Here is a 12,690-nt window from a genome sequence, read left to right as displayed (position 1 = left end):
AGTTAATACAATAAATAGACAATTTACATACACAGCACTCAACATAGTTATTTCAAGTTTGGAGTAAAAATTATGCAGTTTATATATTTAATTAGACAAAAAAAGTTCCGATAATCGCTGTTATCGGAACTTTTTTTGTTTTTCGTATACAATTTAAGACCACCAAGTTTTGAATAGCCAATGAGGTGGGTTGAGGTAATTATCTTTGATAACCAAATCCGCTAGATATCTCTTCTCCGATCTTTAATAAATACTGACTCATGGGGTGATTGATTTCGCTTACAATGTTTGAAGAAAAGCCAACGATCGCTATAGCACCAAGGACCGATTTTTTAAAATTTTTGACTGGTATCGCAACTGATGATATTGAAGGGACTAATGGTTCATTAGCAAAACTTATATGATTTGTTCGGACAAACTCTAACTCGTTTTGTAAGGTTAACAATTCCTGTTCAGACCACTCTTTGCAAGAACTTTTCTTCCACTCTTCGATACTTGGCTCGGCAGAAGCAGCAAAAATCTTTCCTACAGCCGAAAGGATAGGCAAAGTGGATCCAATTTGAACTCCTATATTAAAACCCTGTGTCTTATTGATCATATTTACAACCATTGGTCCATGTAGAGTCCAAATGGTTAGTAGGGTAGTCTCATTTAATTCCTGATGAATTTCATGGAGATAGGGTGTGACTCTTTCGACGACATTTTCATGATTTGCTGCACCCATACCATATTCAATCAATTTGCTACCTAAAATGTAGGTTCCATCTTTTTTGTGGCGATAGAGAATTCCTAGCTGAGTAAATGTATTTAAATATTTGTATAAATTACTTTTCGTGATATTTGTTTTTTCACAAATATCTACAAAAGACATAGGCTCCTTATTTTGGTGAATGATGTCCAATACATGCATCCCAACTTGTAGAGATTGTATAGTACTTCCTTTTTTTAAATCGTCCACAGCAGCAACTCCTCTTATCCACAATTAATTTATCACGAAATTATTTTATTTCATTTAAGTACAGACTTGAGATTTCCAATTTCATAATAATGAGTAAAGCGGTAGTTAGACAGAACTAAATGTCTGCTCAAAACAAGGTATCATATCAGCCACATAAATCTCAAGCTTGCAATTGAAATTGTGTGTACAATTTCAAAATATTTTAATACGACTAATAATTTAAAATAATAAGTTACAAATTATTGACAAAATAAACACCGTCACAATATTATTAATTTAGAGAACAAAGTTCACTAATTCGATAATGAGGTGAGAGGGTTGAAATTAGTTAGTTATTCATATCAAGGGAATGTACGAATTGGTAGTCAGGAGGATCAGGTGATTTATGATCTTAACTATGCGTATCAATTCCTTTTGGAAGGGCAAGGAAAGCTACGTTCTAAACAAATAGCAGACGCTTATATCCCTTCAAATATGGTCGACTTTTTACAGGGTGGAAAAGAGAGTATCGAATTAGCCAAATCGGCTATTGATTATGTTAAAAGTAACCCAACGTGTAACCAATACAAGGTCGTCTATGAATTATCCGAGGTAAAAGTTGAAGCTCCCGTTCTAAATCCTGGGAAGATGATTTGTGTTGGTCATAACTACCGTGAACATATTTTAGAAATGGGACGAGAAATCCCCCCTTATCCGGTTATCTTTGCCAAGTTTGCTAATACCATAATAGGTCCGCAAGATGATATTCCGTTTTTCCCAGTTTCTGAACAACTCGATTATGAAGCTGAATTTGCTTTTGTAATAGGAAAACGCGCTCGAAATGTTTCAAAGGAAGAAGCATTAGAATATGTTGCCGGGTATACCATCGCAAATGACGTGACTTATCGTGATATTCAGCGCAGGACAATTGAATGGCTTCAAGGAAAGACTGTCGAGGGCAGTGCTCCAATGGGTCCTTGGCTTGTGACGACAGATGAACTCTCGGATCCATCGGGATTAGAAGTAGTTCTTACAGTGAATGATGAACAGCGACAACATACCAATACAAGTAATCTGGTATTTACTGTTCCATACCTTGTTGAATTCTTATCCAATTTAATGACCCTGGAGCCAGGGGACGTTATTTTAACCGGCACACCGGGTGGGGTTGGGGTCGCCCGAGATCCACAAGTGTTTTTAAAGGATGGGGATGTGGTTCGTATTTCCATTGATGGAGTTGGCGTATTAGAAAATAAAGTAAAAAAATTCCAATAGTTTGGAGGTCACCCTCGTGCAAAAAGCAATAGAATCCATAAATACCACAACCGATCAAATCGCAGCTCTCGTAAAAGGGATGGATTCCGAAACGCTTAATCGTAAACCATCTATGGATGCTTGGTCGATCAAGGAAGTATTGTGTCATATTGAAGAAGCTATTCCTTATTGGTTAAGAGAAATCGAGCAATTGGTAAAAAAACCAGGGGCCGAATGGGGAAGAGGATTAGCTGATGAAGAAAGACTAAGAGCTGTAGACGTTGCAAATCAAAGAAAGATCGAGGATATTCTCTTTCAAATTGAGAGCAATAAAAATATCGTTGTAGAAGTGTTAGAAGGATTAACGGATAGGCAATTACTGATAGAATCACCAAGTCGAAATCCTAGATTTGGAACCAAACCGCTTCGTTTTATCGTGGACCATCTCTTAGTGGAACATATGCAGAAACACTTAGAACAAATTAAACGAAACATGAAGCAAACTGTGTAAATTATTTACGTTGAAGGGATGATGACGATGGCTGAGAAAAATAGCTTCATGGAAAGTGATACGGTAAAAGCGTTCAACCAAGAGATTGAACACTATCATTTAGGACCTTTATGGAATGCAATTCCTGACTTAATGCACAAACAGCCAACTCCTGATGCGATTCCATATCTATGGAAGTGGGAAATATTATACGCTAAGCTGATGGAAGCTACTGAGATCTTTACACCCGAACGTGGTGGAGAAAGACGAGCAATTTATCTTCAAAATCCTGGCCTAAAAGATCGAAAACCATGGGGATGGGCTTCTACAACCAATACCTTATATGCTGCCGTTCAATTAATCCTGCCAGGCGAAATAGCCCCATCTCATCGTCACACTCAAAACGCTTTACGATTCGTTATTGAGGGCGAAGGTGCTTATACGATTGTTCAAGGACAACGCATTTTTATGGAAGAAGGAGATTACCTTATCACACCAGGTGGACTTTGGCATGGGCATGAACATTTAGGATCTCAACCAATGATCTGGTTGGATTGTTTAGACATCCCGACTATGTATGCGCTTGCAGGAACGTTTTTTGAATCACATCCTGAACAAATTGAACAACCAAACGTTCCGGATAATTACTCTGCGCAGCGCTATGAGGGTGGAATGGTTCGGCCAATTTCTGATCGTACATCACAGATTGCTCCACTTGGATCCTATAAGTGGGAGAAAACACTTGCAGCACTAGAAGGATTAAGTAGATTTGAGATCGATTTATATGACGGCTATGCTGTAGAATTTATTAATCCTTCAAGCGGGAAGACGGCGAATCCTACGATTGCAGCATGGATGCAAAAACTACCAGCAGGATATCATTCCAAGGCTCATCGGCACACGCATTCAACCATTTACCAAGTATTTAAGGGTTCGGGTTACTCTGTTATCAATGGAGTTCGCTTTGATTGGTCTAAAGGCGATATCTTCATAGTTCCTAACTGGGCATGGCACGAACACGTCGCTTCTGAAGAATCCTATTTGTTCTCCGTAAGTGATTTGCCTATTATGGAACAATTTAATATTGAGCGTGAAGAAAACTTAGATGTGAACAATGGACATCAAGAAATCAAAGAGGTATTCCAACCCCTGAGTCTCACTCACATTTAGATTCCATGACACATGATATCTAGCATTTCTCATCTAGGCTAGATATCATAAATCATCTTGAATTATCATAATGTTCTATATTTTAAAATTCCTATTCTCCTATTACAGTCGCTCATCATAGATTCACAGCAATTCTAGCCGCCAAACATATTTTTGGGGGCTAGTGGGAGAACGCTTGAATTCATACTAATCGATAAGAGGGTAGGTTGAGAAATGCAGTCGATAAATGTCAATGAAATGATTGATAACTCCAAGTTTAACCGCTTTCACCTCGTTTTGTTAATTTGCTGTATTTTTGTAATCGTTTGTGATGGATACGACATGTTTATGATAGGAGCAATATTGCCGGCATTAATGAAAGAGTGGCATATCAGCCCAGTAGAAGCAGGAACGATCAGTAGTTCGGCTCTATTTGGAATGATGCTGGGTGCATTACTCTTTGGACCTGTAGCTGATAAATTCGGGAGAAAAAACGTTATTTTAACTTGTACAATGATCTTCTCCATCTTTACATTTTCCTCTGGATTTGCGAGTGGAATTAGCTCTTTTATCCTTCAGAGATTCATTGCGGGATTAGGACTAGGAGGAGTAATGCCCAATTTGATCGCGTTAATCACCGAGTATTCACCTAAAAAAATTAGAAGTACTCTCATTTCCGTTATGTTTAGTGGACATGCCTTAGGCGGAGTAGTCGCCTCGTTAGGAGCTTTGGCATTACTCCCTCACTACGGCTGGAGGGCTGTTGTATGGTTATCTATACTTCCCTTGTTTATTTTACCAGTACTGTATAAGGTACTTCCCGATTCTATTCAATTCTACATGCTTAAAAATGAAAAGCATAAAGTTAAACAAATTCTGAATAAGCTTTCATTAAATAAAATTCAGGATGATCGAGTTGAATTTGTTTTAAACACTCAAGATGAAACTAAAGGATTTCCGGTAAAGTATCTTTTTAAAGAGAGAAGATCTTTAAGCACGATGATGTTTTGGGTGTCTTTCTTCTTGTGCTTACTTGTTATGTATGGGTTAAGTACCTGGCTGCCCAAAATTATGCAGACAGCTGGATATCCACTAGGATCAAGTTTAACTTTCTTATTAACACTTAATATAGGAGCGGTTATCGGAGCCATTTGTGGCGGAAAGTTAGCGGATCAATTTGGCGCTAGAAAAGTGCTCATTACCTTCTTTTTAATTGCTTTCACATCGTTAACTCTTTTAAGCTTCAAGCCAAACATGATTTTACTTTATATACTGATCGCTATTGCAGGGGGAACAACGACAGGAACACAAATCATTGCAAATAGTTATGTTTCTCAGTTTTATCCAACTGAGATCAGATCCACCGGTATTGGATGGGCATTAGGTATCGGGCGAATCGGAGGAATTTTAGGTCCAGCTATAGGTGGTTTCTTATTAAGCAAAAGTCTACCAATTCAGTACAATTTCTTATCATTTGCTGTACCTTGTATTATTTGTGCCTTAGCGATTATGTTTGTTCAAGAGAAATACGGACAAAGAAACCAAGCGATAAAGGTAGAATCGGATATTCAAATTGTTGGTTAGTTAAGTGCTTAATTGTTGAATGTAATAATTGCCTAGTACAACCTTAATTTTACCGATAAACTGTGACCCATAGAAGAACACTTTTTAAAAGGTGAGCCTCTGATGGGTCATCTTTTTATATTACCCGATAAGCAACCTTTCCGTTTTTATCGAGTCCCCCGTTACTCGTCTGGGATTTCTTTTTACATAAAAAGGGATTGGTAAAGGATTGTGTAATTGTATATTTCAGAGGATACGTATAAGGGAGGACACATCACTCCACACGAGAGGCTTTTTTGCATCATACGCTTCAGTTGATGCGTTACTTCATCAAGTTCCGATGCGCGATGGCATCATGTTAGTAAAATAGAACCGGAAATCGCCCGTTTTTTGTCAAATTCGGTTGGAATAATAGTTGCTATTCAAGAGAGTGTATACATGCCGAGATTAGTGAGAGCTGAACAACGGTGTGGCGAAGAAACGATATTCGGAGGGATTCTCTTGGAAAAAGTAGTTGTATTAGGTGCGACAGGCACCATCGGCAAAGTAATTGTCAAAGATTTGGTAGAAAGCGGAATCGACGTCGTTGCGGCTGACCTGGATGAGACGAGACTGATGGAACTGGAGAGATGGATTGGCAAAAAGATCACGACCACTACGCTGAATATCAGAGACTTGGAAGCGACGAAAGAAGTACTGAAGCAAGGAAGGGTTTGCGTCAATGCAACAAACTACATCTTCAATCTGGATGCGATGAAAGCGGCTTCAGCCGTTGGCGTCGACGTGCTTGATTTGGGCGGATTGTTCAAAATGACGAATGAACAGTTGAAGCTTGATGCCCAAATGAAGGAAGCGAATATTCTCGCGATAACGGGGATGGGTTCCGATCCGGGCTCTTCAAACATTTTTTGCCGATACGGCGTAAACCTGCTTGATTCCGCTGAAGAATTTCATATCCGCTATGGTTCTACGTCTTCAGGCGCAACATTTGCCTTCGCGGCAGATACGGTCATCGATGAAGCGGTAAAAAACGCCATTGCAGTCAAAAACGGTGTTCTGGTAGAGATCCCGCCGCTGGCAGATGAGGAATTTACACATTTTCATAAAGATTTAGGCATCCAAAAAACGTATTCCATCATTCATTCAGAACTGGCCACACTGCCTACAAGTTTCCCGGGGGTAAAAGAAATCACTTACAAAGACACATGGGATCCAGCGACCATCGAGAAAATCAAAATGCTAGAAGAGTTAGGGCTTGTAGACACATCGGAATTGGAGGACGGCACGGTTCCACGCAGGCAGCTGGTTTCCTTGCTCGGCAAGGTGCTTTCCAGAAAAGAAAAACCTGTCTGGGGCAAAGATTCGCTCTTGGTCGAAGTCGTTGGGAAGAAGAATGGCAACGATGCACGCGTTCGATTGGAACTGTTGACCGGCTATCATGAGGAATGGGGCGTGAGTCCAACCCAGTATGCCACAGCGATTCCTGCCTCCATCGTTTCCCAGATGCTGTTAAAGGGCGAAATTACAGAGAAAGGTGTCAAACCACCAGAGCTGTGCATAGATCCTGAAGCGTTCATTTCGTATTTAGAAAAGAAAAACGTCGAGCTTTATATCACATACAGCGAGACGAAAAAACAGTAGGTTGGTACGATTATTGCTTTTTTACTAGTACTACTTTGTTGAGGGGGTTAAGAAATGCAGCATGCGGATCAGCTCGATATGCTAATCACAAGCAACGCAGTGTTTACTGGTATTGAAAATGCGCCGAAACCGGCTGCCATCGCTATCAAAGGGAACAGAATTGTGGGAGTTGGCGACCAGAATGAATGGGAAGCACTCATCGGGCCTGACACGAAGAATTATCACTTTGCGGATAAACTTGTTATCCCAGGGTTTAACGATATGCATCTTCATGTTGTACCTGGCTGCCTGATGGAGGATCATGTAAACCTCCTGGAAGCGCGATCCGAGAGTGAAGTGGCTGCGATGGTCGCCGAGTTTGCTAAGTCTAGGCCAGATGACGAGTGGGTGCAAGGCTATAGTTGGTATCATACGTACTGGGATGAGCCGAATCTGCCGCATCGTTCGACATTGGATGCCGTCATCCCGGATCGCCCTGTGTTTTTGTTCCATGCGTCAGGCCATACGGTGTGGGTGAATACGAAGGCTCTGGAGTTACTCGGCATTGACCGGAATACACCAGACCCACCGAATGGAGAAATCATGAGAGATGAGCACAACGAGCCGACGGGAATTCTTTATGAAGCAGCGGCCAGTATGGCTTCTCGACATGCAATGAAACTTCCGGCAGACAGGAAGAGCCAAGTGTTCGAGACGTTTCTGGGCCATTGCGCAAAGTTTGGTGTTACCTCGATCACCGATATTTTCAAAGTGACCGACTTGGAATTGAATGAACTTCCACTTTATGAGGAATTCGAGCGAGAAGGCAGGTTGACCACCCGCATTCACTTTTTGATTGGGCTTGACGACAATATCGAACGTGCGAGGCAGCACCGGGACAGGTACACGTCTGGGACACTGAGATTTTCCGGCCTGAAAGAATTTTTGGACGGGGTAGTAACGACACACACAGCTCTTCTCGTGGATCCGTATTCGGATTTGCCAGAGACGTGTGGCCCCAATCCTCCCGAGTCGATGAAGGAATACGTGCTTGCCGCCGATAAAGAAGGATTCCGCATTCGCTTCCATGCAGTCGGAGACGGTGCCGTCCGCCATGCGCTTGATTTGTTTGAGGAAGCGCAGCGAGTGAATGGGACACGAGATTCCAGACATACCATCGAGCATATCGAAGTGGTGCATCCCGATGATCTTGCGCGTTTTCAAAAACTGGACGTGATTGCGTCCATGCAGCCGGATCACATGGGCCTGATTAACAAGAACCACTATTTTTCGTGCCTCGGTGAACGACAGCAGTACACATTTGCCGTCCGATCACTTCTGGATGCTGGCGCAAAAGTCGTGCTCAACACTGACTATCCGATCGTCACGTTAAATCCGATGATGGAAATCTATCGTACCGTAACAAGATCCGCAAACGACGGTGGGCTGTTTAATGAGAAAGAAGCAATAACATTGGCGGAAGCTTTGAAAGCGTATACAGCAACAGCGGCCTACGGCGTGTTTAGGGAAGGTGAATTGGGTACCCTGGAAGCAGGCAAACTGGCTGACCTGGTCGTTCTTGACCGTGATTTGTTCAACGTGCCAGCGGAGCAGATTAAGGATTCTAATGTTGAGTTGACCATCATGGATGGCAAAGTGGTATATGAAAAATAGCTTGAATGCCAAAGAACAGGAGAGAGTGATGATGACAGCTCATTTGGACATTAAAAGCGCGCTGAAATTTTATAAGAAATATAAGGCGGTAGACAACGTCAATCTATCAATCAAACAAGGAGAATTTGTCACCATTTTGGGGCCGAGCGGTTCTGGGAAGACGACGTTGCTGAAACTGATCGCAGGATTTGAAGAGCTGAACGATGGCTCGATTTTTTTGGACGGTCAGGACATCACGAAAAAGAAAGCGTATGACCGCAATATCGGCATGGTTTTCCAGAATTACGCCCTGTTTCCGCACATGACGGTTTTTGACAATATTGCCTACCCTTTGCGACTGCGTAACAATTCGAAGGCGGATATCAAAGAGCATGTAAGCCGTGCTCTTCAGACCGTCAGACTCGAAGAATTTGCTTCACGCTATCCGAATCAGCTTAGCGGCGGCCAGCAGCAGAGGGTTGCGCTCGCCAGGGCAATTGTATTCAATCCTCCGCTCCTTTTGCTGGACGAACCGCTTGGTGCGCTGGATAAAAACTTGCGTCATCAAATGCAGTATGAAATTAAACATATTCAGCAAAATCTCGGGATTACTACAGTCAATGTGACGCACGATCAGGAAGAGGCGCTGACCATGTCGGATCGAATCTGCGTCATGAACAAAGGTCGCATCGAACAAATCGATACGCCGGAACGACTGTATAACCACCCGAAGAGCAAATTCGTTTCGGCTTTCATCGGGGAAATTAATTTACTTCAAAGTGAGCTCATCCATACAGATGCGGGTATGGCCGTGGTGAAGCTGCTAGACGGCCAGGTTGCCAAGGTGAGAGTAGAGCAGTCGGACGTTCTTGACCAGTCAGCGGTGTTGATTGCGATTCGGCCGGAGAATATCCATGTCGTTCGAGATGGGGAAGTATTTACGAACATTCACGAATTGACGGTGCTGGAAAAAACATATGTTGGGGAATCGTTTCGAATCGAAGGGACGACCAAAACGAAGGAAAGGCTGACCATCAAGCTGCCTTATGCTTCATCAAGGGAGATTGCCGTTGGCGATGAAATCCGAATCGGCTGGAATGCCACTGAAGCAGCGCTTGTACCCGATGAGACAACGTTGAAACCTGACGATAACGACATCAGGGGAGCAGCCAAAATATCCTAAGGGGCGCATTATCCATGAATAACGCTGAAGTGAACATGACGACAATGCCGTTGAAAAGAAGATTTACCCTATCTGCAGTGCCGGGCTTGCATTGGCTTCTCGTGATCATTCCGGCATTGTACATGTTTTTGCTTACATTTTTCCCAATTATCAAAATAATGAAATTAGGCGTGCATAACGGAGAATCCTACACATTTGAATACATCCTTCAGGTGTTCACCACACCGGTTTATGTAAAGGTTGTACTCTACACATTTAACGTTTCCTTGATTGCGACCATAGCCAGCTTGCTATTTGGCTATCCGATTGCATACACGCTCTACCAGATGAAGTCGGAGAAATGGAAAAGAGTGGTGCTGGCACTCATTATGATTCCATTTTGGATCAGCGTGCTCATACGGACGTTTACGTGGGTGGTCATGCTCCAAGACACAGGACCGATCAATTCGATACTGATGGGACTTGGCTTAATCGACGAACCCGTGCATCTTCTTTACTCCATGACCGGAAATGTTGTCGGGATGGTTCATTACTTGTTTCCTTACATGGTGCTTTGCATTTATTCGGTCATGCAAGGAATCGACCAGCGATTGCTCCAGGCGGCGGAAGGCATGGGAGCTCGCCCTTGGAAAGTGTTTCGAGACGTATTGTTCCCGTTGTCGATTCCAGGCGTAGTGGCAGGAGTGCTGATTTGTTTTGTATTCAGTCTCGGTTTTTTCATTACGTCAGTCATCCTGGGCGGCCCGAAGGACATGATGATTTCCAATTTGATTGCGAATTTTATCAACGTGACATTGAATTGGCATTTGGCGGCCGCACTTTCCATTATTCTTCTGGCGGCGACTATGATTCTGATACTTATCCCAATTCTGATTTTTCGGAATCATTCAGCAGTAAAGGGGGTTTTGTAAGTGTGGATTAGGATTCTATCCGCCATCATTCTGATTATGTTTGTGATCCCGATCCTGCTGGTGATCCCGTTATCGTTTACATCGGTGTCGTATTTCCAACTTCCACCGCCAGGCTATTCGCTGACTTGGTATGAAAAAGTGATGAATAGCCCGGTATGGATCGAGGTATTTTCGCGGAGTCTGTTCATCGGGTGCACGACGGCGATTGTATCGGTTATTTTAGGCACAATGGCTGCGTTGGCCTTTATACGTTTAAGCTTTTGGGGCAAGAAACTGTTTATTCCCTTGATGCTTTCGCCAATGGTCGTTCCTGCAGTTGTAGTTGCGATCGGTTTGTATCGTTTTTTTGCTCCATTCAAATTGACGGATACGTATACAGGGATGATTTTGTCAAACGCGGTCATTGCGATTCCGGTCGTATTTACGACGGTGGCCTCCAGCTTGAAGGGGGTCGACCGCAATTTGGAATTGGCGGCTATGGGACTGGGTTCCACGCCTGTTGGCGCATTTTTCAAGGTTACGCTTCCATTGATTAAACCTGGAGTGATCTCGGGGGCGCTGTTCGCCTTTTCGATCGTGTTTGATGAACCGATCATTTCACTTTTTATGGCGGGGGCCAATACGAAAACATTGCCGGTCAAGTACTGGGAAAGCTTGCGAACAAGCATCGATCCTAGCATTGCGGTTGTATCTACCGTGTTGATTGTAATGACCGTCGCGCTGTTCCTCATTCAGGGATGGATTTCGTCACGATCTGCAAAAATGAGTTACCAGAAAGAGTAGGTTTATTCGTCTAAACCAAAAAAGGGGGTATTACCGTGTTGAAGAAGATCGGCAACATTGCATTGATTACCGTTTTAAGCAGTTCGTTATTCGCTTGCAGCAAATCGGAGCCGGCGAACAATTCAGGGCAAGGTGCAGCAGAAGTGCAGAAGCTGACCATCGTGGACTGGGATGCGGATTTGATTGATATGCGCAAAAAAACTATTATCGAGCCATTTGAGAAAAAATACAACGTGAAGATTGAAATTGAAACACCGCCAGATTACGGAAAGCTGAAAGCGATGGTCGACAGCGGTAATGTAACGTGGGATGTCGTGAACGTCGATTCGTTCTACGGCAGATTGGCTGGCAGCCAAGGGCTGTTTGAACCGCTGGATTACAACGTCGTCAAAAAAGACGGATACAACGAGCAAAGCTCAAGCGAACATTTCATCGCTTCAGAATCGTTTGCGGTCGTAATGAGTTGGAATACCACGAAAGTAGATGCCGCACATGCACCGAAGACGTGGGCTGATTTCTGGGATGTGAACAAATACCCTGGCGGACGTTCCGCCTACAAATTCCCGGCCCCAATCCTGGAGATGGCGCTTCTTGCTGACGGCGTACCCGTCGACAAGCTATATCCATTGGATTTGGATCGCGGATTCAAGAAGATGAATGAAATCAAGAAGAATTTTAAAACATGGTGGACAAGTGGAGCTCAGGTGCCGGATCTGTTGATGAACGGAACGGCAACCCTTTCAACCGCATACGACGGCACGATCCAGTTGCAGAAGCAAAAGGGGTCGCCTGTTGATTTCACATACGAAAACGCGTTCCGCGCATATGAAGGCTGGGTCATTCCGAAAGGCACCAAAAACAAAGATCTGGCAATGAAATTCATCGCTTTCGCCACTTCACCGGAAGTCCAGGCTGAATTCGGGAAGACAGCGCGATACGCACCAGCAAACCAAAAGGCAATTGACATGTTATCGGAACAAGACAAGAAGCGTCTTGGCGTGACACCAGAGCTGCAGAAACAGCAAATTAGCGTCGACGATTCCTATTGGATCAAGAACTTCGATCAAGTGCAGGTACGCTATGAGCAATGGTTATTAGAGTAACAATAAGGAAGAAACAGTAAATGACGTAAAAAAAGAAGATGAAA

General features: G+C 43.2%; 11 protein-coding genes. 10 read left to right on the top strand and 1 reads right to left on the bottom strand.

All coding sequences use genetic code 11. The features are described 5' to 3' along the window. Nucleotides 1-199: 199 nt before the first annotated feature. Nucleotides 200-958, bottom strand: coding sequence for an IclR family transcriptional regulator (locus ACQCN2_RS05525; protein WP_426927893.1), 759 nt, complete (start codon nucleotides 956-958; stop codon nucleotides 200-202). Between the two features lie 318 nt (nucleotides 959-1,276). Here ACQCN2_RS05525 and ACQCN2_RS05520 point away from each other — a divergent pair, with 318 nt between their 5' ends. The 10 genes from ACQCN2_RS05520 (at nucleotide 1,277) to ACQCN2_RS05475 (ending at nucleotide 12,646) form a co-directional block, all read left to right on the top strand. Further along, complete coding sequence (locus ACQCN2_RS05520) at nucleotides 1,277-2,212, top strand: fumarylacetoacetate hydrolase family protein (protein ID WP_426927892.1); 936 nt, start codon at nucleotides 1,277-1,279, stop codon at nucleotides 2,210-2,212. A 16-nt stretch (nucleotides 2,213-2,228) separates the two neighbouring features. Then, nucleotides 2,229-2,702 (top strand): DinB family protein, encoded by a 474-nt coding sequence (locus ACQCN2_RS05515; RefSeq protein WP_426927891.1) that lies wholly within the window; start codon nucleotides 2,229-2,231, stop codon nucleotides 2,700-2,702. Between the two features lie 27 nt (nucleotides 2,703-2,729). After that, on the top strand, nucleotides 2,730-3,851 hold the full coding sequence (locus ACQCN2_RS05510) for a cupin domain-containing protein (protein WP_426927890.1): 1,122 nt from the start codon (nucleotides 2,730-2,732) through the stop codon (nucleotides 3,849-3,851). A 213-nt stretch (nucleotides 3,852-4,064) separates the two neighbouring features. Next, nucleotides 4,065-5,414 carry an MFS transporter gene (locus ACQCN2_RS05505; RefSeq protein ID WP_426927889.1) on the top strand — a complete coding sequence of 450 codons (1,350 nt, stop codon included), beginning with the start codon at nucleotides 4,065-4,067 and terminating at the stop codon, nucleotides 5,412-5,414. A gap of 417 nt (nucleotides 5,415-5,831) precedes the next feature. Beyond that, the gene (locus ACQCN2_RS05500; protein ID WP_426927888.1) at nucleotides 5,832-7,034 is read left to right on the top strand and encodes a saccharopine dehydrogenase family protein; all 1,203 of its coding nucleotides are present in this window, start codon (nucleotides 5,832-5,834) and stop codon (nucleotides 7,032-7,034) included. Between the two features lie 54 nt (nucleotides 7,035-7,088). Next, the gene (locus ACQCN2_RS05495; RefSeq protein WP_426927887.1) at nucleotides 7,089-8,687 is read left to right on the top strand and encodes an amidohydrolase; all 1,599 of its coding nucleotides are present in this window, start codon (nucleotides 7,089-7,091) and stop codon (nucleotides 8,685-8,687) included. Between the two features lie 28 nt (nucleotides 8,688-8,715). Next, nucleotides 8,716-9,849: an ABC transporter ATP-binding protein gene (locus tag ACQCN2_RS05490; RefSeq protein WP_426927886.1), complete on the top strand. Its 1,134-nt coding sequence runs from the start codon at nucleotides 8,716-8,718 to the stop codon at nucleotides 9,847-9,849. 14 nt (nucleotides 9,850-9,863) lie between these two features. Further along, nucleotides 9,864-10,760 (top strand): ABC transporter permease, encoded by an 897-nt coding sequence (locus ACQCN2_RS05485; RefSeq protein ID WP_426927885.1) that lies wholly within the window; start codon nucleotides 9,864-9,866, stop codon nucleotides 10,758-10,760. Then, nucleotides 10,761-11,543 (top strand): ABC transporter permease, encoded by a 783-nt coding sequence (locus ACQCN2_RS05480; RefSeq protein ID WP_426927884.1) that lies wholly within the window; start codon nucleotides 10,761-10,763, stop codon nucleotides 11,541-11,543. Between the two features lie 35 nt (nucleotides 11,544-11,578). Then, nucleotides 11,579-12,646, top strand: coding sequence for an ABC transporter substrate-binding protein (locus ACQCN2_RS05475; RefSeq protein ID WP_426927883.1), 1,068 nt, complete (start codon nucleotides 11,579-11,581; stop codon nucleotides 12,644-12,646). The last annotated feature ends 44 nt before the right edge of the window (nucleotides 12,647-12,690 follow it).

The sequence above is a fragment of the Brevibacillus ginsengisoli genome (genome assembly GCF_050113715.1).
Classification (GTDB): Bacteria; Bacillota; Bacilli; order Brevibacillales; family Brevibacillaceae; genus Brevibacillus_H; species Brevibacillus_H ginsengisoli.
Note: the sequence above shows the minus strand (reverse complement) of the source record. Positions and strands in the feature narration are given on the sequence as shown.